Source organism: Bacillus sp. AFS053548 (genome assembly GCF_002575105.1).
GTDB lineage: Bacteria > Bacillota > Bacilli > Bacillales > Bacillaceae_G > Gottfriedia.
Window position 1 is genome coordinate 118805 of the sequence record NZ_NUHI01000022.1, and the last position, 22145, is coordinate 140949.

Sequence of the window (22145 nt, forward strand, 5' to 3'; positions counted from 1 at the left end):
CTTTTCACATTTGGAAAAACGGCATATACATTCAATAATTATACTATTTCAATATATCCTTCTGTACCATGAACACGGATTTTTTGCCCGTCTTTTATCAGTTTGGTAGCATTCTCTACACCTACCACTGCTGGTAAGCCATATTCTCTTGCGATGACCGCTCCGTGTGTCATCAGTCCACCAACTTCAGTGACCAGTCCTTTTATTGCAACAAACAATGGTGTCCAGCTTGGGTCAGTAAATGAAGTAACTAATATGTCACCCTCTTCTAAGTTTGCATCCTCCATATTTAAAATAACACGTGCTCTTCCTTCGATGACACCTGAAGAAACAGCTAGACCTACAATCGCTTTAGGTGGAAGATTTTCCCGTTTATATTCACCGACAATGATTTCACCATCAGATGTTAAAACTCGTGGAGGTGTTAGTTTTGTATATAATTTGTACTCGTCTTTTCGTTTGTTTATGATTTGGTAATCTAGTTTTTTTGTGCGAACGACTTCGTTAAGTTCTTCAAATGTAAGATAGAAGATATCTTCTACTTCAGAAATGACATTCGTTTTAACGAGTTGTTCAGCTTCCTTCAATAAAGCTAGCTTATACACAAAATAGCGACTAATCATTCCATACTTTGGATATTCACGATATCCAATGAAATTCCTGATTAGACTAATAACTTCCTTTATATCTTCTGCTTTTTGTTTACCATCTGGTAATTGCAACAATCGTTCTAAAAGCTCTTGTTCTTTTTGCAATGCTTTTTCTAGCCCTTGTTCAAATTTCCGTCTACTTTCGTGTGGCTCAAAGTTTTTGATGTTACTAAGAATCATTGGTACGAGTGTAGAAGGTTTTTCGCTCCAACGAGTTCTAGTAAGATCAATTTCACCAGTACATCGCATTCCATATTTTTTCAGATAATCATCAATTGCGTTTTTAGTTTCCTGTCCACCCTCAAATTTAATCAATTTATCCAAAAAGTTAGCATCTTCTACATGATGCAAATAATCGATTACTTCTGGATAAGGACGAATTACATCGGCGACATCCATTAGTGCTAGACCCATTTCCGAAGTAATATTATTTGGTACAGATTGCGTAATGGTATCTCCTACATTCTTTTCATCTAACCACTCGTATATTTTTTCATTAATCCATTCTGTAGCATTCATAGCAGACATAAACACTGCCGAACTTCGCGGGTCAAATAATAACTCTCGTAATTTTTGAAGATCTTCTAAAATAAAATCCATTAAATCTGATCCTGATTTCATTCGTATGTTTTGTTTTAATTCCTCGATTGACGTTTCGTTTTTCTTAATCAAATCAGATACAATTGTTGGATCGTTTTCAATCAGTGCTTTAAAACTCGACGACGGTTGTGATTGATCATTTTTAGTTGGGCTCGGTGCTTTCTCAGGTGATGATTCTGTAAAATCTTCTCGTGTTACAACCTTTAATAGAGCGTCTTTTAAAAGCGGATCGGATTTTCCTATAGCCTCTATAAATATTTTTCTTCTTTCAGGTGAAGCGAGATTTTGTGAGATATCAACAAATAATCTACCTCCAGCTTTACGCATAGGTGCCCTAGATGTTAACATCCAAAACGACAATCCTAATGGTTTGATTGGATCAGTCATCATTTGTTGATGACCAACAGATAGATAGACATGTTTTTCTTGATCATCCACTTCAGGAATCGGGAATAGAGTTGTGATTGGACGACTTTGGACAATATAAAATGTATCTTCTACTAAACACCATTCGATATCTTGTGGATAACGGAAATAAGCTTCTATTTGTCTACCAATATGTGCTAGTTGCAAAATTTGTTGTTCAGTAAGTGTTTGAGTAGTTTGTTTTTGAGGATCAATCTGCTGTAATTTTGTTCCGCCTTCTTTTCGACCATAAATAGCCAATTTTTTTGTTGCGATTCTCTTATCGATGATTTCATTATCTTGTACCTTATAACAATCGGCCGATACTAAACCAGAAACTAGAGCTTCTCCAAGCCCAAAACTTCCATCGATTGATAGTACCTTTCGATTGGAAGTAACAGGATCAGCGGTAAATAATATCCCTGAAGCTTGTGGGGAAACCATTTTTTGAATAACAACGGATAAATATACTTGACTGTGGTCAAAATCATTTTGCATACGGTAGATAACCGCACGATCCGTAAATAAAGAAGCCCAACATTTACTGATATGTTGTAAGATATTTTCTTTACCAATAATATTTAAATAGGTGTCTTGTTGGCCAGCAAAAGAGGCATGTGGCAAATCTTCAGCAGTTGCACTTGAACGCACAGCGTATGCAAGTTCCTCGCCGAATTTGGAGAGATAGGTAGAAACTGAATTTACAACATCAGAAGGGATGGCTACTTCCAAAATAATGTCTCGAATCTTCCTGCTAATCTCACTAATTTGATCTCGATCTTTTACATTAAGCATTTTTAATTGATCCAATAAAGCATGATAGGATTCGTTTTGTTCGATAGCTTTTTGAAACCCCGCTGTTGTAATACAAAATCCTTCTGGTACTTTAATATTTGGAATTTTTGATAATTCACCTAAATTTAACCCTTTTCCGCCAACGAGTAAAAGTTGGTTTTTATCAATCTCCTGGAAATCGAGAACTAAAGAATTCATTCCACATCTCTCCTAAAGTTTAATGTCTATTGATTTTATCAGTAGAAAATAAGAAGATAAAGTCTATTTTGGCCATTTTTTTTATGGTATAATTAAAGCAGGAAGAGTATGTAACAAAAATCGAATCAACAACAAATGAATTAACTACTATACATAATGAGAAAAAGCACAGAAATTAATCTGTGCTTTTTTCTATTCAATTGATGCGATTGCTTTTCTACCAAATTGTTTATTGTATAATTCTTTATATAAACCATTTTGCATTAGCAACTCTTCATTTTTGCCTTCCTCAACAATTTGACCATCCTTTAACACAATGATGTGATCCGCGGCCATAATGGTTGAAAGTCGATGAGCAATAACAATGGACGTTTTATTTTTTAATAATCCTTGTATCGCACTTTGAATATAAAATTCAGATAAAGTATCTAATGAAGAAGTTGCTTCATCAAGAATAATGATTTCAGGATTTTTCAATAATACACGAGCGATTGAAATTCTTTGTTTTTCGCCTCCTGAAAGTTTGATTCCTCGATTCCCAACAATTGTCTCATAACCATTTGGTAAGTCCATAATGAAATCATGAATATATGCAGCCTTACAAGCATTCGTAATTTCTTCATCTGATGCATCAGGGCTTGCATATAATAAATTTTCTTTAATCGTTCCATTAAATAAATAGCTATCCTGTGTAACAAGTCCAATATGAGACCGTAATGATTCTAGCGTGAATTCCCTAATATCGCGACCGCCAATTTTGATTGAACCTGATGTAAAATCATATAAACGAGGAATTAAATTGGTAATTGTTGTTTTACCAGCGCCACTAGGTCCAACTAAAGCAGTCATTGTACCGGATGGAGCAATAAAGGAAATATTTTGCAATGCTGTTTTATCTTTCTGATAAGAAAATGAAACATCGTTAAATTCAATATCTAAATGAGTAACATTCATTTCAGTCGCATCATCACGATCTTTAATCGTTAGTTTCATATCAAAATATTCAAAAATACGTTCGAATAAAGCGACCGAACTTGTAATATTTACATAAAGATTTGTTAATTGTCCAACTGGCCCGTATAAACGACCAAGTAAAGCAACAAAGCTAATAATAGCCCCAATTGTAATCTGACCGTGAATAAATAAATATCCACCATATAAATAGATGAGCATTGGGCCGATGCTAGTAAAGGTTGATAAAATCATCATAAACCAGCGGCCTGCCATAGATTCCTTTATTTTAAGATTAGTAGCCTGTACATTAATATCATCAAAATTTTTAAATTCCTTTTGTTCTTTTGTAAAAAGCTTCATTAATAAATAACCACTAATATTTAATGTTTCTTGTATAATATGATTTTGCTCACTTGTTTTTTCCTGTGTCTGTTTTGCAATACTCCAACGAACATTCCCCATTTTACGAGTAGGTAGAATAAATAATGGTACAATGATTAATCCTAGTATTCCAAGCCTCCAGTTCACTATTAACAATGTGGTAGCGGTAGAAATAAGAATGAATAGATTATTAGCGAAACTCACAATCGTACTATCAAAAACAGCTTTAACACCAGAAATATCAGCCGTCATTCGGGTGATCACTTCACCTTGCTTAACGTTCGAATAAAATTGGTATGGCATTTGTTGTAAATGAAGATACATTTGGTTTCTCATATCGTAAATAATTTTTTGGGCAACATATGCATTTAAATAATTTTGCCAAACACCCAATAACTCTGAAATAATCGTAGTACTAAGTGAGGCAAGTACGAGATAGATTAGGAGACTTAAATCTTTATTTGGTAAGGCTGTATCAACAATATGTTGAATGATGATAGGCGGTAAAATGCCTAGTACTGAAGTAACTAATAAAATAAGCACGACAAGTGTTGTTTGCTTCCAATACGGAATAAAATATTTTGCAATTCTAAGTAGTATTGCCTTTGTTATATTTGGTTTTTGTGCGTTTTTATCAAATTTCATTCGCCCAAAACCATGGGGACCCATCGGAGGTCCACCACCCCATCCTGACATAATTAAACGTCCTCCTTATTTCGAACAATTAGATTGTTCATTTAATAAATCAGCTAAAATTTTTTTTTGCATGTCTATAAATATATTAAGCTCATCCTGTGAAAATTGTTCCAGTGAATTTGCTAAACTCTTATATGCTTCTGATTCTTCGCGATAACGTTGACATAATGCTTCACCATCGGGCGTTAAATATAATTGAGTTTCTCGGCGATCGATAACTGACGTTTCTCTTTTTACATAATTTTTCTTCTCTAACTCATCAATACTAAGACTTACTCTGCTTTTAGCAGTTCTTATTCGTTCAGTTAGTTCTTTTTGTGATAGCCCTTCATTATTTCGAATCGAATTGAGGATAATTAACTGTTGGAAGGTTATCCCAAGTTTAGTTGCAGTTTGTATATTTATTCTTTTTAGTTGGCGCGCAATTGAAACAAACGAATTTGTTAAATCTATTGCTTGTTGAAAATCTGGCATCATATCACCCCTTACATTAGTTTACTTTATGAACTGTTTACATTGTAAACTAATAATAAAACTTTATTGTTCATTTGTACAATTAAAAATTATTAATAAAAAAGACAATAGGATATTTTCTACTGCATTTCTTAAATTATTCTGATTAGATTTATCTTATATTGTGAAGCGTATTCAATATGGATTTGTGAAATAATTGAAGGTAAAGATCGTAAGAATGAATGGAGGAAAATTAAGGATGGCAGATAACTCAGTAATTAATGATTCAGTAAAGATGCATTTTATACTAATATCTCTTCCCCCAAGAACAACCTTTCAACATGACATGACAGATGAAGAACGGAATATTGTGGGAAAACATATTGCTTATTGGACAGAAAAACAAAACCAGGGAATTGCTCTAGTGTTCGGTCCGGTTCGAAATCCTTCTTCACCTCATGGAATTGCAATAATTGAAGTTGAAAATGAAGCTCAAGTCCCAAAACTAATCGAAAAAGATCCAGCCGTAATTGCTGGGATTATGACTACGGAATATTATCCGATGCTCGCAGTACTCCCTAAACAAAATTCATGATGTAGTTGTTGAAAAAATTGAACTAAATTAAAAAAAGCAAATGGATCAGTGGTGAACTGTCCATTTGCTTTTTTTTTCATTTATTGATTACATACTCTATAAATTTTAGTCACTCAATTTAAAATAAGTATCCTTAAAAAAGACCTGCCTCTTTTGCTGCTTCAAAACTAACTCTTGTAAATTCAACTGGATCCAAATTAACATTCTCCCAATTCATATACATTAAACGTGGTTTATCAAACAGCCAATGGTTATGAACTGCTGTCACGATAATTCCTCTTTTTCGTAATGCTGACATTAATGGGTTAATCTCTTTCTGACGTACAACAGATTCGCCAAGGTTTAAACCATTATCTTCAAAAGATGACATGAATGGAAGTGCTAATGGAGAACGAGTTCAACGACCTAAAATAGTTGCATTAATATCACGTAGACGCATAATTACACATACAGGTGTAGCTTGAACAACTTCTCCTCCAATCATATCTGCAAGTTTTTGACAAGTTGACATATTCATCACTCTCTTCATACTTTTTAATTTTTACTCAGTATCATATGAAGAACATGAAGGGCGGTTGCCTATCTTAATCCTTAACTAATCATCGAAAATAGCTACTAATATCCAATGATTTCTAATTGAAAATTAAAGAAAATCCTTTAATTTCCAATTAAATAAGTGAAAAGACCTATTTTTTTCGTAAGACAATTTGATTATCTTACATTAAATTGTTATTATATAAACATTAAATGTGTTCAAGCACATAAGGAGGAAACAAAAAATGGAACATGGTAAAGTAAAATGGTTTAATGCAGAAAAAGGTTTTGGATTCATCGAGCGTGAAAATGGTGATGATGTATTCGTTCACTTCTCAGCAATTCAATCTGAAGGATTCAAATCATTAGATGAAGGTCAAGCAGTTACATTTAATGTAGAAAAAGGACAACGCGGACCACAAGCTACTAACGTTAAAAAAGCATAATTTAAAAAGTTAAAAAGTCGGATTCTATTTATAGAATCTGACTTTTTTTTATCTAATAATAATAAAAACCCCCTATTCATTTAAGAATAGGGGGAAATTCAAACGTGGAGATCGGGTAAAGAAATGGTTTAAAGTATTATAGCCTATAAAAAATGATTACACAACATTCATTTTATACCTTCATTAAGTTAATTTTATTCACAATACTATGTGTATTTGTATATTGAAAGTGTATGAGAATTATTAGCGTTATAATCTGAACATAAAATAATCATCCTACAAATAATTTGTAATTTAATTGAATTTACAGGACAACACCTCTTCTGTGTCGAATTATATAATTTAGAAGGGAGATGTGAAAATGAGTAAGGAAAATCTATTAAAGAACCTTCGACTTGCAACAAGAGGAAATTTCTTTATATTCAACATAAAAAATTCCTTGGAAAATGATACAAATATGATTGAAAAACTAGCTAAGGAACTAGAACTAGATGGATTAATCAAACTAAAAGAGTGTACACTGTTAGAAGATTCACTTTTTTTAAGCGGAATACTTAAATATGCATCCAAATAAATTGGATGTTTTTTTATTGTTGAACAAGTTAAATATGAAATAGATACTCGATTTCAGTTATTCAATATATAATGGATTAATTTTTAAATTAGCAACATTATATTCTAAATGGAATTTAAAAGTAGGAACACTAGCATAAAGTGAATGGAGCTAATGTCTTATAAAAGGGGTTTCGTTTCATACACGATTTGAAAATTTGAATTTCTGTAATTTTCCTTCGTAAGTTGAGTTGAAGATTTTTTACCCGAATAATAGTTCTTTGGCTTGGCTTTCTGATATCCCTTTAACTAATTCAAGTTCGCTTATAAAAATTTTACTTGCGTTACCTAACATTTGTTTTTCACTTGAATTAAGAGATTTTTCTTTATCTATACGCATTAAATCACGTACTACTTCTGCGCCTTCTTCAATATTACCTGTTTTCATTTTCTCACTATTTAGCTTAAATCTTTGTTTGTATGATAGAGAACGATCAGATTCTCCATTATGAAAATTTATTAATATATTGTCGAGTGTATTAGAATCAACGACCATTCGAATTCTTGAATTACTCATTTTTGAAATTGGAATCATTACTTCCATCTTTTTAATTAGTAGTCTAATAATAAAATAATGCTGTATTTCACCTTGTACTTCTTTTTCTTGAATAGATTCGATTACACCTGCTCCTTGCATTGGATAAAAAATGTTATCACCAACTTCAAACATTATCTACACCCCCATTTAATTATGAACCTATATAAGCATAACATTAATTATTTTTTTGTCAAAATAAATATTTTATCAATATTAAATAAGATATGTCAATAAGTAAATGAATTTTTTTAGCTAGTGTTTTTATTTTTAAAATTAATGTCTAAGAATTAAGTGAAAATTGATCATATAAAATATGTAATTTCACCAATATTTAGGTGAACTTGCTTATTTTTACATTTAATGTTAAGATTGAATTATAACAACGTGTGTAAAGCGCACTAGGAGGAAATGAAAATGGAACAAGGTAAAGTAAAATGGTTTAATGCAGAAAAAGGTTTTGGATTCATCGAGCGTGAAAATGGTGATGATGTGTTCGTTCACTTCTCAGCAATTCAAACTGACGGATTTAAATCATTAGATGAAGGTCAAGCAGTTACATTTGATGTAGAACAAGGACAACGCGGACCTCAAGCAACTAACGTTAAAAAAGCATAATTAAAAAAATTAAAAGTCGGATTCTCATAGTAGAATCTGACTTTTTTTATTTAATAAAAACAAAACCCCCTATTCATATAAGAATAGAGGGGATTTAAACGTGGAGCTCAGGTAAAGAAATGGTTTAATGTATTATAGCCTATAAAAAATGGATATACAAATTTCTACTAAAAGAAAATCGTTAAACGATAATCCTCTATTCGTTGTTTAAATATGTTAAGACTCCAGGAGCAATACTTTCAAACTACAATTTTATAGAGTTAGATACTTTCTAATCCATTTCCAATTTATTTTGTCTCCCAATCGGTTTCGCAGCTTTTGAAAGCAGTCCAGAGATCGTTACAGCAATAAGAACGAAAATCAGAGCGCGAAGTAGTCCTACATGTTCACCAATAATGCCTAAAAATGGTGGTCCTACTAGGAATGCTAGGTAACCAGCCGTCGATACTGCACTTACTCTTGCAGCTACTCTATGAGGATCGTCTCCTGCAGCGGACAGTCCAACTGGAAAGCCAAATGCTGCCCCGAGTCCCCAGAAAACAATACCAATCGTTGCTACCACGAAACTATGGCTCATTATAACAATAATCAGTCCTACAAAAGCCAAAAGTGCTGATGCACGCAAAACGATAACTCGACCGAAACGATCTAATATTTTATCACCTATTGCACGTCCAATAGTCATTGAACCGACAAAAATACCATATGCAATGGAACCCATAGCTGGCGTAACATTGTAGCCATCAACCATAATAAGTGGTAGCCAGTCATTAGCAGAACCTTCAACGAAAGCCATTCCAAGTACTATGATACCAATCATTACTGTGCGTCGCTCTTTCCATACAGTTATATATTCTTTCGCTCGGTTTACTTTATCAGAGTCACTAGCAACTTCTTTACCTGTGTCGGCAGGTATGAAAGGGTATAAATAGAAAACAGTCAAAACGATAACTAAGGCAGTAATTGACAAGTGAATAGGTACAGAGATTCCTGACTTAGTCATTGTCGAACCAACCAGTGCTCCAAGAAGCGTACCCAAGCTAAATGCAGCATGAAAACCCGTTAAGAGCGACTTTTGTGCAGCTCTCTCAACTGCAGTTCCCTCTACATTCATCGCTACATCACATATTCCTTGCCCAAAACCAAAAACGATTAGTCCTAAAAATACTAAAATACTATTTGTCAGCCATGAACCGCTGATTCCAACAACTAAGAGTCCAATTGAAACCACTAATAGACCAAAAAACATGACAAAACGTCCGCCTTTTTGAGCAATAAGAATACTGGCACTTATCAATCCAATTATCGATCCTACGGAAAGCCCAAATATGATTACACCCATCTCTGCTGTTGTAGATCCTAAAGCATCCCTAATTGCTGGCGTGCGAGATACCCATGATGCGAATGCAAATCCAGTCAGTGCAAAAATGAAATAAATTGCGACCCGCCATAATTGAATTTGGCGGCTATTTAATGAAGTATCCATACTTAACCTCCTATTATTAAATTAAAAACTTTTTAAACGCGGTTAAAAAGAATGAAATAAACAAACTTATTAAACTTGTTTAAAAAGTGCCGAATCAATTGCTTATTTAACATCTTTAATAAGTTAAACAGTCAATTTAATAAGATTCCCTTCAGGATCTTTAATAACACTCTCATAGTACCCATCACCAGTCATACGTGGACCATTAATAAAAGGATAACCGCTATTTTTAAATTTGATTTGCCACTCATCTGATTGACGGCGTCTTCACTTCCTAAGGAAATGGCAATATGAGCCCAACCAATTTGATCATGGGGGATTCGTCTTAACAATACCCTCTTTACGCATAATTTCTAATCGTGCACCAGATTCAAAAGTAAGAAAATAAGATTCAAATTTCTTTACACTATTATGATATTTATTGTTTGACTTACAATTAAAAAAAGTTTCATAAAATTCCCTCATACCTTCCAAGTCCTTAACCCATATAGCAACATGTTCAATTTTCATTTATTTATCACTCCCCTATATTATTATTTAAAAATTTTAGTATTAAATGAGGATCAACACCTTATATGAATATCTTTTCATTAGTCAATCAATCATAAGTTTTAGGCAAAGACTTTGTAAGCCAACTAAATAGTCTTGTTTCCAATCACTCGTCGTAAGTGCAGGAAGATGTTCAGACGGAATATAATTTGAGCTAGCCATTCTAATTTTATCTAATATTACGTTTTCAACTTCATTCTTACAAAAAATGATGATATGAGGGTTAATAATCGCTACAAATGAGGCAACTAGCCTACTGATTGCATCAATTTCATAATCCTCACTTATGATTAGGTTTTTATGTCCTTTTCCATTTACTAACGCCTGCCCGAAATTTCTTTCATCATACTGAGGCACAAATGAAACCTCTCCAGAGAAAAAAGTACTACCTCTAACCACATCACCGTTTACCATAATTCCTGCACCTGGACCGTTTTGTCCTGAATACAAATAAACAAGAGATTGTTTATCTTTTACCCCTCTATTATTGTGAAAACCCAAAACAGCTGCATTCATATCGTTCTCAACTATGACAGGGATCGAAAAATGTTCCTCATAATATTCTTTTAAATTAATGTTTTGAAACTGTTCATATCCTGGAATATAAAACATTTTTCCATTATTAACCGCTGCGGGAACTCCAATAGACATTGAACTGATTTTTGGATATTTACTTATTATATTTTCAATGGTCGTTGTTAAAAAATGTAAACTATTATCTATTAATGCACTGGGCACTTTGCCTGTTTCCTTTATTTCACCGACACAATTAAAAATTTTATAATTCGTTTCTGTTTTTTCTAAAAATACTACCAATCCTAACATATGTTCAGGATTATAAGAATATCTTTTTGCTCTTCTTCCACCACTAGAGTTATCTAAACCAACTAAAAGAATTTCTCCTTCTTTTTCCATTTCTGTTAGAAACTTACTAATTGTAGGAAAACTAATTTCTAGCCTTTGACTTAATTCAACTTTAGTTGCACTTCCTAGTTTTAAAAGCGTTGTACGAATACCACGAAGAACCATTTTCTTCATATTGCTAGGAGTTGCTAAAAATTCATTCACTAAATTCACCACCTTAAAAAACTTATTAATTGTCTTTAATAAGTTAATGACCTAAATTTACCATATACTTTTTATTAACACAATTGAAATTGAATAAATAGAGATATTTAGATTTTTTTTGAGTACAAATCATACATTTTATGTTTTTTTTAGTAAGATATCTTTTACTTTCATTTATAAAAAATAAGCAACTGAAAACAGTTGCTCTAAATCACATATATACCAATATTTACAGTAAATGCAAATACTAATAAAACCTAGTACATTTGATATCTCATTTTGGTTAACCTAAATTTAGATACCAAGAACTTTAACTTATATCTTTACCATACTAAGATAGTTGCATTGAACTACTCACCACTTAACACCCTTACAGGTTGTTTGAAGTGGGAGATTCTTGGGAACAAAGCATACTTACTAAAATGAGGATGCTAGTAATCCAAAACAAAATATAATTTTCATTTCTAATATTTGTATAGTTTCTAATAATCAAGAACTTCTATATAACAACGAATTCAAATAAATACTTATGTAATTAGAAAGGGAAAAATACTTTGTCCATACTTCTTACATTAATAAAACACCATCGTTATCTTTTATTATTTGCAGTGAATCTACTTGAACTTATTGCATTACCTATTTCAGGAGAAATCACTATGAGTTATACGGGGTATCTAATATACCAGGGTAAAATGAGTTATATACTTTCTATTTTCTTAGCAACATTGGGTGCTATTATTGGAATTACTGTATCTTATTTAATTGGTAATAGATTCGGTTATAATCTTATTTTAAAGTACGGAAAATATATACATTTTGGTCCTGAAAGATATAATAAAACGGCAAAATGGTTTGATTATCATGGTAATAAACTCTTGGTATTCGCTTTTTTTATACCTGGAATTCGCCATTTTACTGGGTATTTTAGTGGGATATCCCGATTACCTTTTAAAATATTTGCACGAAATGCATATATTGGTGCGTTTCTTTGGTCTATTACCTTTGTCACTCTTGGTAAGGTTCTTGGTCCTCAGTGGGAAAAATTTCATCATTCTGCAAGTAAATACCTTGGAATAGGAATAGTTGGTCTTCTAATTTTTATTGTAATTTTATTCTTGTTAAGGAGATACAAAACATCTTTTAAATACTTTTTAAATAATTATATAACTTCATTTTCAACTCGTTTTTTTTTATCATTAAAAAGAATGAAAATTTTTATTATATGCCTTTCTGTTTTGTTTTTAAGTATGCTTATTTTTACTTTAGGATTGGGTGAACAATATTTACACAATGATTTTAAAGAGTTAAATGAAGTTAGTATATATATCATAAACGAACTCTTTGGAGACAACTGGACTTTCATAATGAAGGGATTACTTGTTCTTCAAATACCTTTAATTTTGCTTATTATTTCAATGGTTTCTTTAATCTTACTATTTGTTAATAAGAGAAATTTAATATTGGAATTCTTATTTTTTATAACATCTATTGTTGGTGGTGTGATATTCAAAGAAATAATTACACATATATTTCATTATTTAAAACCTAATTCCGGCTCTTTATTACATTTTGAGTTTCCAAATGAACAATCTTTTATGTCAATTGTCGTCTATGGTTTTTTTGTTTTTGTATTGTTACGCCATTTAAAAAACGATAAAAAACGATATCTTTACTCGAATCAAATTGATCATTCCAATTATCGTTTTATTTCTTTTAATATTAATTGGAGTAGCAAATATATATTTCTCAATTCAAATTCCAAGTGATATTATAGCAGGATACACATATGGAGCTGCATGGTTATTTTTAAACTTATTACTACTTGAAATACTACGTCTCATACAACAATATAAGACATTTCCAAACAAAGGCGCCATTTAGACATTAATTTATTTAAAATCAAGGAGTATTAAAAGATCTCCAAATGTTTTCCTTTATAGTTAGTAAGATCCAATTTCAACTTTGTAAATTTGAGGTTTTTTAAATGAATTTAAAATATTTTTTGTCGATTGCTTTTTTAATTAGTCTTTTGTCACTTTTTGGTTTCGGACTCATGGCTTTACTAGTGAGCAATCATAGTTTTTATCATTTTGATAGTACAGTTATTAACTTTATACAAGGACTTGAATCTCCGGTTATGACATCTTTTATGAAAATAATAACTTTTTTAGGTTCAAGCGTATTTATTATTGTACTTTCTATTAGTATTCTATATTTTCTTTATAAAGTTTTAGATCACCGTTCTGAATTAATATTATTTATTGCTGCTCTTATTGGCTCAAATATTCTTTGTATTTTATTAAAACTCTTCTTTCATAGGGCGAGACCTGAATTACACCGTTTAATTGAAATAAGTGGATATAGTTTTCCGAGTGGGCATGCAACTAACGCTATGACAGTTTATGGAATCTTAGCATTTATATTGTGGAGAAATATTCGTACAAAATTTGGGCGTTCTCTATTAATAATAATAAGTTTAATTATGATTCTTTTAATTGGTATAAGCAGAATTTATTTAGGTGTTCATTTTCCAAGCGATGTAATTGCTGGTTACTTTACTGGAGGATTTTGGATTAGTACTGCAATTTGGTATTATCAGCGTTATAAAGAAAAGCAATATGAACGAAAACATTGCGCTTGAAGGTTTTGTTACTTATTTTAAAAAAAGAAATTTAAAATTTGTTCGGATTGATGAAGGTATTCTTTCATTATCCAAACGAAAAAGAGAGAGTACCTTTACTCTCTCTTTTTCATTTTACTGATATTATGATCTTCCTATAAAAATATCGTTTACGATTAACTGAGAACTAAAACCTTTATATAAATAATATGGCTTTTCAAGTATTTGTTCTACATAATCCACTAAATCACTTATAGTTTTTACAGTGAGTGAGGCACCTACATTTTCAAAAAAACGAGAATTTATAAGGGTTTTTATTTTAAAAATGTACTAGGCATTACAACAAGAACTACCTCACCACGAGCACAAAGAATTTCATTCGCGAATAATTCTGTATGAACCTTCCATTTTTTAGGATGGATTTCTTCAACAGTTCCAACTGCTTTTAGTGGAACATCTTGTGGAGTTGGTTTAAGGTATTCCACATTGAGGGCAGCAGTTACAAATCTAGGTGGTACTGAGCCATCTCCTATTTCGTTTCCATTCTTACGGTGTAAAGCAAGTGAGGCAGAGCCTGTCCCATGACAATCAATTAACGAAGCTATTAATCCACCATAAATAAAACCTGGAATTCCCATATACTTTGATTCCGGTATAAAGATCGTAACAGTTTTATCACCTTGCCAACCAGTGCGAAGATGATGACCATCTTTATTTAATCGACCACATCCATAACACCAAGCGAAATCATCTGGGTAGATATCTTGAATTGCTTTTTCAATTACTTCTTCCATCATTCATCCTCCTTAATAACTTTTTAAATAAAACCATCATACATATGAGCAATCGTTCGGCCATATTGTACTTTAAATATATACAAGGTTTTTCTAATCCACAATAGTTTCCTGATAATTCCGTTAATATTAACTATACTTTTAATGTAGAGTAATATTTTACAAGTTTAAAATTAACTAACTATCGATAATGAAGAATAGTTTACAAGGGGAACTACTAGCGGTAAAACGTCATTTATTCAAACATTAGTTGAACAATTTCATTACTTTTTCATATGTATCTTCATAGTTCAAATTATTATAAAATTCATTATCTACTTCACTAAGTTCATCAAGAATATCATCTTCTGATTTATCACTTCGATAGATTTCATTAGCTTTTTTAACTAAATTAGATAAGAAACTAATTCCTAAATTATCTAAGATCGAAACAGTTTCTTGCCAATGCTCACCAGTCCAATTTAAGAAATATTGATCAAATCCACCGTTATTCAATTCCATTAAGAGACGATCGACTAAATAAAAATTTCTTTCATTTTGACTTAGTACCTCAATTCCATGTACACTTTCTTTTTCAATAATTTTATCAGTCATCTCTAAATATAAATCCTCTGTATTTTTCAATTGATGAACTCCTCTGACATGTATAGTTGCTTGAACTTAAAAATTATAAAACTTAATATCTAAATAATAATATATTTCTTCGCGTTTGAACTTCTACATTATTCTTAAATCTTATATAACTATATTGTCATTTAGTGCAGTTTTTTTAGCCCGTCCTTAAACTCCCCTTACCAGTTTCCATATTTATAGGCAATGATGAATGTTGATGAGCTATAACCCAAGATTCGTTCACTTTCTTTAAACCATATGTGAACCGATTTGTCATTTGACGAAGTTTCTCTCCAGATTCTTCATGATGAGCAGCAAATGTTACAGCACAATGAACAAATGCGAGATTCGAATCTTCTTCAACTACTAAGTCATTAAAATCTACTTTAAGTAAAACACCATCCACACTCAATCCATTAAACCAATCTTCCACATCTTCCTTCCATGAGGAAATACCCTTGCACTCCCAATTCCCCCAGCAATCATAAATATGTATATCGGGAGCATACAAAGATATGAATCTTTCAACATCTTTTTCGTAAACTGCTGATTTATAATTTTCAAGAACGTCCTGTACTTTAAAAAAACTCCCCGTCATTAAATCCATCTCCTTACTAATTGGAATAATAGTTTCTATATGATGAATTCTATATTCAAACATTTTTCCCTCTTAAAGTAAACTGCGAGTTTGCACAAAGCTGTCCTCATGGAAAGTACGCTTGACATTACACTTGTTGCACGATAAACTTACTCTACGGAAAGTTAACTTTCCATAACAAAGGGGGGAACACGTTGTTAAACCGTTTAGAAGAAATCCGTAAACAACGCGGAATAAAACAAGAGGAATTAGCAACAGCTCTTGAAGTGTCAAGGCAAACGATCGGTTCACTAGAAAACGGGCGTTATAACCCATCTATCCTTTTAGCGTTCAAGATTGCTCGTTTTTTTGGTATGAGTATCGAAGAAATTTTTATTTATGAGGAGGATGAAGTTAATGAAAAAAACTAATTCGATTTATTATCTTACCGTAGTAGCCTTAGCACTACTATTAGGTGGTATATACTTCATCAAAACAAATGAAAATCCACAAGGTTTGCAGCAAGTGTTGCCTTATATTTGTTTTGGTCTTGGTTGTAGTTTTTTTAGTCACGGTATAGGAGAAATATTGATCCGATTGGTTATGAAAAATAATGCTGTCGCAGCAAAGCAGATAGAGATTAACAAGAAAGATGAGCGTAATTTGCCAATCGCCAATCAAGCAAAGGCGAAAGCATATGACATGATGGTTATCGTGTTTGGAGCTTTAATTTTAGCATTTTCATTGATGGATCTTGATTTTAAAAAGTTGTTGCTATTAGTTATTGCATATTTGTTTTTCCTTGGATATAACAGTTATTACCGTTTAAAGTTTTATAAAGAGATGTAATATAATTCATGTACTCAACTTTCTGTACCGACACAGTAGGTTTTAGCTCAGACATAAAAATTATTCAAAAACATTTCCCCCACTTATATAATGTTATGTATAATAAAAATTATATCCTTTATTTGAAAATTTCTTAATCTACTAAACTGTCAACTAGTTGAATAAAAAGTTCACCATCTAATTTAAATGTCCTCAAAATAAAAAAGAGGAATTTTCCTCTTTTTTAAAATTTCACGCCCAAAATTAGATTGTTTTCATCACTTCAATTACTTTATCAATATCATTTTTCGTAATCCAGTAATGAGTAGCAAAACGCATCATACCATCTTCATCCGGCGCAAAAATAATAATTCCGTTCTCTTTAAAAATTTGTTCAATTTCTTCAGGACTTCTTCTCAGATCTTTCATTTGGAAGAATACTAAATTGATATGAAGTTGAGATGTGTCAACATTAATTCCTGGGATTTCAGATAGTTTATTAGCTAAATATTCGGCATTTTCATGATCTTCATGTAATCGTTTTGTCATTTTTTCTAATGCGATTATACCAGCGGCTGCTAAAAATCCAGATTGTCTCCAGCCGCCACCTAGTAATTTACGTTTCTTTTTCGCTTTTTCAATAAATTCTTTACTTCCAGCAAGTATTGAACCTACTGGGGCACAAAGTCCTTTTGATAAACAAAACATTACTGAGTCACTATATTGAGATAATTCTTTAACGTCCGTTTTTAAATAAGTAGCAGCATTAAAAATTCTTGCGCCATCTAAATGCAGAGGAATATTTGCATCTTTTGCAATGCTATAGACTTGCTTCATATAGTCGATATCAACTACTGATCCATTTGAATAGGCATTTTCTAAACAGATTAATGAAGTTTCTGGATAATGGATGTCATCTGGTCGGATAGAATGTTTAATTCGATTAATATCCATTTTGCCATGAGTTGTTTGTAATGTTCTTAAGTGAACTCCTGCAATGATTGATGCAGCACCTACTTCATGTTCGAATATATGACAATCCTCTCCAAGAATGACTTCAGTACCTCGATCACAATGTGTAAACAATGCAAGCTGATTACCAAATGTTCCACTTGGTATAAATAAAGCAGCTTCTTTTCCAATCATAGAAGCAGCTAGAATTTCTAATTTTTGTACAGTTGGATCATCCCCATAAACATCATCGCCGACTTCGGCTAAAAACATGGCTTGTCTCATTTCATCTGTAGGATTGGTTACAGTGTCACTTCTTAAATCGATAAACTTCATTTCCATTCCCCTTTTTACTATTTTCAGAATTATCTAAACTAGTTTAATAGACGCATCGAGATTTGATTTATAATACAAGTATCCATCTCATTGTCGGAAATTGGCGGGTGATTTTATTCATTAAATGAGTTGTTTTTTTCAAATTCCTTTAAACCCATAAGCAAAACCTTCTCAGTAATATCCTCAATTCCAGTATGATGTTCTAGTGCAATTTGTTTAATCTTTTCTTTTATTGAATCTTTCACAAAAATAGTTAGTTGTTCTTGATTACTCGTAAACACAATAAAACCTGGTCTAGTAGAAAGCTTACCATCAATTAAACAGTTTTGTAAAATTTCAAAATCTTGTTCAATTTTGGCATCAAGATAAGGTAGTTTAATTGGTTTTATTTCGACTTTAATTGAGTTGTTCATTATATAAAGATTCATATTTTGATGTCCAATATGTTTATAAAATGAATCAATAATGCCAAAAATCGGGGCACTAATTGACTGTGGTATTGGAAATTGAAATGAAATCATACCTCTTTTTGTACTATGACTGGCTTTCTTCATATCATAAGCTTTTCTAAAACCGCGGCTTGTAAGTTCTTCTTTATTTAAAAGTTCACCCATATTCGTTTTTGCTACAATCTCAGTGTTCTCATTAAGCTCAATGATACGGGCTTTTTCGTTCGAGTTTGGAATTTCATATAATCCGAATAAGTAAAATTCTAAGTCCTTTGTAAAAAAAGACTTTTTTCTGGATGCATTTTTTTGTGAGAATTTTAGATTTTCAATTTCTTCTTCTTGAATAAATACAGTTAGTCTACCTTTAAAATTTACTTTACATGCGTTAATTTTCCCATTTTTTATATATTGATGGATTGTTGCTTTCGATACTCCTAATAAATTAGCTGTTTCAAGAACAGTTAGTCCTAACGGTTTTACAGTTTGGGACTTTAACTGATTAAGATCCTCTAGGTAAAACCTCATCGTCCCATCGATTTGCCAATCTTCATAAACAAGATTAAGTTTTCCAGCCTTTACATAATTGTAAATCGTTTGTTTCGATACACCTAACAGTTCTACAGCCTCATTTGTTGTAACAATCTCTTTCATTTTATGATCTTGTTCTAACATTTGAATTCTTCCTTTTTCATTGTTTTATAGACTCATTATATCATAATTATTTCCAACAAATTGTTAAAAAGCAATTAAATAGATACAATTAAATCAATTTATTTATAAATAAATAATTATACAAAGTTTGTTTAAAGTAGAATAATAGTGTATTTTTCTACCTTAATCATTTCATGCATTTAAATATTTTTAAAATATTGAAGTTAATTATTTAAATGGAAAAAATATCCGAATTAATACTATAAATAGCATAATTTATGTATAATAGATTATGAGGTGAGTAGTATGTTAGTAAAATCAAGCCTACTTATTACAAATTCAGTGCATTTACCAACTACGAATTTAAATGAATCCAACATAATTGAGTATTTAATAGATGAAACATACTTCCCTATTCTTCTACAAACAAAGTTTGAAAATGAAAAAAATCATCGTATGATCTATGAAGGTTTTTCTGATTTAGATATGATCTATTACTTTGTCCATCAAAGAAAAGATATTCAAAAATCAAAACAACGAAAAGATAGTACAAAGATGGAATACATACGAGAGCTAATGCAGTTTTTTCGATACTTGATGAAGAGTGAAGAATTTTTGCGTCAGGATGTAGAATCTTATATAGAGACTTCATTTTTCAAAAATTTAAAACAAAGACATATTGATTCCTATCAACAATGGCTATCTACTTATCAATACGGTTCGAACAAGCAACAATATCGTGTTACTACTCTTTCAAGAAAACTTGTCATATTAAAAAGTTTTTTTAAGTTTTTATTTGATAGTCATTATGTTCAAATACCTTTATATACTCGAATATTGAATGCAAAAATTACAAAAGATGACTTACCAAATCGCGATTTAGAAGAAAGTGAAGTTAAAGCGTTATTGAATTTTTATAATGGAAATATTTTAAAAACGACTATAATCAAATTATTAGCTACAACTGGCATGAGAATTCGGGAACTAGCAGAGGCAAATTGGGGTAAAGTTACAAAGGATTCAAACGGTTATTGGCTCGAAATTATTGGAAAAGGAAATAAAAAACGTGAAGTTAAATTATTAAATCATGTATTTGTAGATTTATGTAAACTAAGGAGTAGACGTGGTCTATCTAATCTCATTTCAAAAACAGATTCAAGTCCATTCTTTCCAAATAAACTGAATCAACATTATTCGTATAAATATTTATCAAAATATGTAATTGAAATGATAAAAGATTCTGAGTTGCCTTTTGTAAAAGAACATAATCGAACGAACAATATTAGTCCTCACTTCTTCCGACATCATTATGCATGTCGTTCAATTGAGAAAGGTGCAAGCATTTATCAAGTTAGTCGAAGTTTAGGTCACGAAAGTATTCAAACGACTGAACTTTATTTAGCAAAAATGATGAATCGAACTCAAAATGCAAGTAATGTTTGGGATGATGATGATTATTAATAAGAAAAACCCCATTTTTTTAAAAAGGGGTTTCTTTTTATAATAATATTAGTTTACATAATATTATTATAAGTAATTATATAGAACAATTTGCGAAAATATAAGTTAGTATCTAAAAGATTGTACATTAAAGCTTTACTACTACTTCTGTTCCATCTTTTAATTTCGTATCAACAAGGATTAGTCCACTATTTTTTGAAAGCCCCTGTAGTAAAGGCTTCAAATCTTTTCTATCAATTTCAGGTAAATTGAATTTACTGCCATTTTTATTAATTGCTTTATTAATTAAACGATTAAGCAATTTTGATGTGATGATCACACTAGCTAAATTTAAAACTGCATAAGGAACAGGAATGGAGAAACGCTTTCCTTCTATTTTCAACTTGACCTTTATCATAATCTACTCAATTACAACAAAAACTTTATCACCGTTAGATGAAGTGATGTCAACGATTTGTCCGACCATTTCGTTTTCGATTGCTTCGATTAGAAGATCAACGTTAATATCTTTTACATATTTTTCAGCCTCAGGAATTTTTTCTGCAATATTTGTACCTACTTTTAAAACAGCCTTCACAAGATTAATTGGCACATTAACATTAACATTGTCACCTACTTCAGAGTTCACACGAATTTTTAATATTTTATTTCCATATGGTTCTTTTTTTAAAGAAACGCGTTCTGGCTGATCTTTATCTTGTAAGATATTAATTAATTCACTTGCTTTATCCTTATCAATCTTTCCTTCTTCCATCAACGTTAAGATTCTTGAAATCTCGTCTTTCATTATAAGTCCCCCTCTTTTAATAATTGTATGGCTTTCTCAGCCGTAATTTCGCCTTTTTCCAATAACGTTACAATTTTTGATTTATCTATTTCTGGTTTCTTTTGAGTGGAATATCCGAGAGTAGAGATAATTTCATCTAATTTTCCTCTGACAGTCGGATAAGAAATTCCTAACTCCTTTTCGACCTCTTTGATATTTCCACGGCATTTAAGAAAAATCTCAATAAAATGAAGTTGTTCTTGACCTAGAGCAGCTAATCTTGATACTTCAAATTCATTTTCGATCGTTGTCTGACAATGATTACAATGTAGCTTAGTAATTTTAAGTGACTTGCTGCAAACAGGACAATTAGTGAGCAAAGGATACGACATACTGTTCTCCTTTCTTTTATTTAATCATATCATACACTATATATTTAATTTTTCAAACAAAAATTTAAATATATTTATAAAAAATTATATTTTAATTAAATTATTAAATGTGTATATTAAATAAATTGATTTA

At 31.3% G+C, this 22145-nt stretch carries 24 protein-coding genes and 1 pseudogene; 9 read left to right on the plus strand and 16 right to left on the minus strand.

Going from position 1 to position 22145, the window contains the following annotated elements:
* Positions 1–38 precede the first annotated feature (38 nt).
* The 3 genes from ppsA to CN946_RS11455 all read right to left on the minus strand — a co-directional run bounded on the left by ppsA (position 39) and on the right by CN946_RS11455 (position 5153).
* Complete coding sequence (gene ppsA, locus CN946_RS11445; protein WP_098861231.1) at positions 39–2648, minus strand: phosphoenolpyruvate synthase; 2610 nt, start codon at positions 2646–2648, stop codon at positions 39–41.
* A 192-nt stretch (positions 2649–2840) separates the two neighbouring features.
* Entirely contained in the window at positions 2841–4679 is a 1839-nt protein-coding gene (locus tag CN946_RS11450; RefSeq protein WP_286133909.1) for an ABC transporter ATP-binding protein, read from the minus strand.
* A gap of 15 nt (positions 4680–4694) precedes the next feature.
* The gene (locus CN946_RS11455; RefSeq protein ID WP_176547307.1) at positions 4695–5153 is read right to left on the minus strand and encodes a MarR family winged helix-turn-helix transcriptional regulator; all 459 of its coding nucleotides are present in this window, start codon (positions 5151–5153) and stop codon (positions 4695–4697) included.
* Positions 5154–5391: 238 nt separating this feature from the next.
* Here CN946_RS11455 and CN946_RS11460 point away from each other — a divergent pair, with 238 nt between their 5' ends.
* Complete coding sequence (locus tag CN946_RS11460) at positions 5392–5727, plus strand: YciI family protein (RefSeq protein WP_098861233.1); 336 nt, start codon at positions 5392–5394, stop codon at positions 5725–5727.
* A 133-nt stretch (positions 5728–5860) separates the two neighbouring features.
* On the opposite strand, the gene CN946_RS24015 is transcribed toward CN946_RS11460, so the two are convergent.
* Positions 5861–6097 carry a DUF1259 domain-containing protein gene (locus tag CN946_RS24015; protein ID WP_353616193.1) on the minus strand — a complete coding sequence of 79 codons (237 nt, stop codon included), beginning with the start codon at positions 6095–6097 and terminating at the stop codon, positions 5861–5863.
* 409 nt (positions 6098–6506) lie between these two features.
* On the opposite strand from CN946_RS24015, the gene CN946_RS11470 reads away from it, so the two are divergent.
* Positions 6507–6707, plus strand: a complete 201-nt coding sequence (locus tag CN946_RS11470) for a cold-shock protein (protein ID WP_098861234.1) — start codon at positions 6507–6509, stop codon at positions 6705–6707.
* Positions 6708–7068: 361 nt separating this feature from the next.
* Positions 7069–7281, plus strand: a complete 213-nt coding sequence (locus CN946_RS11475; protein WP_098861235.1) for a hypothetical protein — start codon at positions 7069–7071, stop codon at positions 7279–7281.
* Between the two features lie 240 nt (positions 7282–7521).
* Here CN946_RS11475 and CN946_RS11480 read toward each other — a convergent pair whose 3' ends face one another.
* Positions 7522–7989 carry a CarD family transcriptional regulator gene (locus tag CN946_RS11480; RefSeq protein ID WP_098861236.1) on the minus strand — a complete coding sequence of 156 codons (468 nt, stop codon included), beginning with the start codon at positions 7987–7989 and terminating at the stop codon, positions 7522–7524.
* A 282-nt stretch (positions 7990–8271) separates the two neighbouring features.
* Between CN946_RS11480 and CN946_RS11485 the strand changes: the two genes are divergently transcribed.
* Positions 8272–8472, plus strand: a complete 201-nt coding sequence (locus CN946_RS11485) for a cold-shock protein (RefSeq protein WP_025568369.1) — start codon at positions 8272–8274, stop codon at positions 8470–8472.
* Positions 8473–8743: 271 nt separating this feature from the next.
* Here the strand turns inward: CN946_RS11485 and CN946_RS11490 are convergent, their stop codons facing one another.
* The 3 genes and pseudogenes from CN946_RS11490 to CN946_RS11500 form a co-directional block, all read right to left on the minus strand.
* Positions 8744–9958 (minus strand): MFS transporter, encoded by a 1215-nt coding sequence (locus CN946_RS11490; protein WP_098861237.1) that lies wholly within the window; start codon positions 9956–9958, stop codon positions 8744–8746.
* 123 nt (positions 9959–10081) lie between these two features.
* Positions 10082–10468, minus strand: a pseudogene (locus CN946_RS11495) (VOC family protein).
* A gap of 84 nt (positions 10469–10552) precedes the next feature.
* Positions 10553–11575, minus strand: a complete 1023-nt coding sequence (locus tag CN946_RS11500; RefSeq protein WP_483295388.1) for an ROK family transcriptional regulator — start codon at positions 11573–11575, stop codon at positions 10553–10555.
* Between the two features lie 656 nt (positions 11576–12231).
* Here CN946_RS11500 and CN946_RS11505 point away from each other — a divergent pair.
* Positions 12232–13341, plus strand: a complete 1110-nt coding sequence (locus CN946_RS11505; RefSeq protein ID WP_098861238.1) for a DedA family protein — start codon at positions 12232–12234, stop codon at positions 13339–13341.
* Between the two features lie 218 nt (positions 13342–13559).
* Entirely contained in the window at positions 13560–14216 is a 657-nt protein-coding gene (locus CN946_RS11510) for a phosphatase PAP2 family protein (RefSeq protein ID WP_098861239.1), read from the plus strand.
* Between the two features lie 293 nt (positions 14217–14509).
* Here the strand turns inward: CN946_RS11510 and CN946_RS11515 are convergent, their stop codons facing one another.
* The 3 genes from CN946_RS11515 to CN946_RS11525 form a co-directional block, all read right to left on the minus strand.
* Positions 14510–14989, minus strand: coding sequence for a PaaI family thioesterase (locus CN946_RS11515; RefSeq protein ID WP_098861240.1), 480 nt, complete (start codon positions 14987–14989; stop codon positions 14510–14512).
* 246 nt (positions 14990–15235) lie between these two features.
* Complete coding sequence (locus CN946_RS11520; protein WP_098861241.1) at positions 15236–15613, minus strand: DMP19 family protein; 378 nt, start codon at positions 15611–15613, stop codon at positions 15236–15238.
* A gap of 145 nt (positions 15614–15758) precedes the next feature.
* Positions 15759–16262: a YybH family protein gene (locus CN946_RS11525; RefSeq protein ID WP_098861242.1), complete on the minus strand. Its 504-nt coding sequence runs from the start codon at positions 16260–16262 to the stop codon at positions 15759–15761.
* 131 nt (positions 16263–16393) lie between these two features.
* Here CN946_RS11525 and CN946_RS11530 point away from each other — a divergent pair, with 131 nt between their 5' ends.
* Entirely contained in the window at positions 16394–16609 is a 216-nt protein-coding gene (locus CN946_RS11530; RefSeq protein WP_098861243.1) for a helix-turn-helix transcriptional regulator, read from the plus strand.
* A complete protein-coding gene (locus CN946_RS11535; RefSeq protein WP_098861244.1) occupies positions 16596–17027 on the plus strand; it encodes a hypothetical protein in 432 nt (143 codons plus the stop codon). The genes CN946_RS11530 and CN946_RS11535 overlap by 14 nt, the downstream gene beginning before the upstream one ends.
* Before the next feature lie 243 nt (positions 17028–17270).
* Here CN946_RS11535 and ltaE read toward each other — a convergent pair whose 3' ends face one another.
* Both ltaE and CN946_RS11545 read right to left on the minus strand, forming a co-directional pair.
* Positions 17271–18293: a low-specificity L-threonine aldolase gene (gene ltaE, locus CN946_RS11540; RefSeq protein WP_098861245.1), complete on the minus strand. Its 1023-nt coding sequence runs from the start codon at positions 18291–18293 to the stop codon at positions 17271–17273.
* Between the two features lie 113 nt (positions 18294–18406).
* A complete protein-coding gene (locus tag CN946_RS11545) occupies positions 18407–19414 on the minus strand; it encodes a helix-turn-helix domain-containing protein (protein WP_098861246.1) in 1008 nt (335 codons plus the stop codon).
* 285 nt (positions 19415–19699) lie between these two features.
* Between CN946_RS11545 and CN946_RS11550 the strand changes: the two genes are divergently transcribed.
* Positions 19700–20854, plus strand: coding sequence for a tyrosine-type recombinase/integrase (locus tag CN946_RS11550; protein WP_098861247.1), 1155 nt, complete (start codon positions 19700–19702; stop codon positions 20852–20854).
* Between the two features lie 127 nt (positions 20855–20981).
* Here CN946_RS11550 and CN946_RS11555 read toward each other — a convergent pair whose 3' ends face one another.
* Genes CN946_RS11555 through CN946_RS11565 form a run of 3 tightly spaced genes read right to left on the minus strand, consistent with a single transcriptional unit; the run spans position 20982 to position 22012 of the window.
* Complete coding sequence (locus CN946_RS11555; protein ID WP_098861248.1) at positions 20982–21251, minus strand: hypothetical protein; 270 nt, start codon at positions 21249–21251, stop codon at positions 20982–20984.
* 3 nt (positions 21252–21254) lie between these two features.
* On the minus strand, positions 21255–21641 hold the full coding sequence (locus CN946_RS11560) for a hypothetical protein (RefSeq protein ID WP_098861249.1): 387 nt from the start codon (positions 21639–21641) through the stop codon (positions 21255–21257).
* Positions 21641–22012 (minus strand): DUF2089 domain-containing protein, encoded by a 372-nt coding sequence (locus CN946_RS11565; RefSeq protein ID WP_098861250.1) that lies wholly within the window; start codon positions 22010–22012, stop codon positions 21641–21643. The genes CN946_RS11560 and CN946_RS11565 overlap by 1 nt, the downstream gene beginning before the upstream one ends.
* Positions 22013–22145: the final 133 nt, after the last annotated feature.

Bases quoted from the DNA above. Each gene is read 5' to 3' on its own strand.
- ppsA (WP_098861231.1), bottom strand. From the start codon at position 2,648: ATGAATTCTTTAGTTCTCGATTTCCAGGAGATTGATAAAAACCAACTT.
- CN946_RS11450 (WP_286133909.1), bottom strand. From the start codon at position 4,679: ATGTCAGGATGGGGTGGTGGACCTCCGATGGGTCCCCATGGTTTTGGG.
- CN946_RS11455 (WP_176547307.1), bottom strand. From the start codon at position 5,153: ATGCCAGATTTTCAACAAGCAATAGATTTAACAAATTCGTTTGTTTCA.
- CN946_RS11460 (WP_098861233.1), top strand. From the start codon at position 5,392: ATGGCAGATAACTCAGTAATTAATGATTCAGTAAAGATGCATTTTATA.
- CN946_RS24015 (WP_353616193.1), bottom strand. From the start codon at position 6,097: ATGTCATCTTTTGAAGATAATGGTTTAAACCTTGGCGAATCTGTTGTA.
- CN946_RS11470 (WP_098861234.1), top strand. From the start codon at position 6,507: ATGGAACATGGTAAAGTAAAATGGTTTAATGCAGAAAAAGGTTTTGGA.
- CN946_RS11475 (WP_098861235.1), top strand. From the start codon at position 7,069: ATGAGTAAGGAAAATCTATTAAAGAACCTTCGACTTGCAACAAGAGGA.
- CN946_RS11480 (WP_098861236.1), bottom strand. From the start codon at position 7,989: ATGTTTGAAGTTGGTGATAACATTTTTTATCCAATGCAAGGAGCAGGT.
- CN946_RS11485 (WP_025568369.1), top strand. From the start codon at position 8,272: ATGGAACAAGGTAAAGTAAAATGGTTTAATGCAGAAAAAGGTTTTGGA.
- CN946_RS11490 (WP_098861237.1), bottom strand. From the start codon at position 9,958: ATGGATACTTCATTAAATAGCCGCCAAATTCAATTATGGCGGGTCGCA.
- CN946_RS11505 (WP_098861238.1), top strand. From the start codon at position 12,232: ATGAGTTATACGGGGTATCTAATATACCAGGGTAAAATGAGTTATATA.
- CN946_RS11510 (WP_098861239.1), top strand. From the start codon at position 13,560: ATGAATTTAAAATATTTTTTGTCGATTGCTTTTTTAATTAGTCTTTTG.
- CN946_RS11515 (WP_098861240.1), bottom strand. From the start codon at position 14,989: ATGGAAGAAGTAATTGAAAAAGCAATTCAAGATATCTACCCAGATGAT.
- CN946_RS11525 (WP_098861242.1), bottom strand. From the start codon at position 16,262: ATGTTTGAATATAGAATTCATCATATAGAAACTATTATTCCAATTAGT.
- CN946_RS11535 (WP_098861244.1), top strand. From the start codon at position 16,596: ATGAAAAAAACTAATTCGATTTATTATCTTACCGTAGTAGCCTTAGCA.
- ltaE (WP_098861245.1), bottom strand. From the start codon at position 18,293: ATGAAGTTTATCGATTTAAGAAGTGACACTGTAACCAATCCTACAGAT.
- CN946_RS11545 (WP_098861246.1), bottom strand. From the start codon at position 19,414: ATGTTAGAACAAGATCATAAAATGAAAGAGATTGTTACAACAAATGAG.
- CN946_RS11550 (WP_098861247.1), top strand. From the start codon at position 19,700: ATGTTAGTAAAATCAAGCCTACTTATTACAAATTCAGTGCATTTACCA.
- CN946_RS11555 (WP_098861248.1), bottom strand. From the start codon at position 21,251: ATGATAAAGGTCAAGTTGAAAATAGAAGGAAAGCGTTTCTCCATTCCT.
- CN946_RS11560 (WP_098861249.1), bottom strand. From the start codon at position 21,641: ATGAAAGACGAGATTTCAAGAATCTTAACGTTGATGGAAGAAGGAAAG.
- CN946_RS11565 (WP_098861250.1), bottom strand. From the start codon at position 22,012: ATGTCGTATCCTTTGCTCACTAATTGTCCTGTTTGCAGCAAGTCACTT.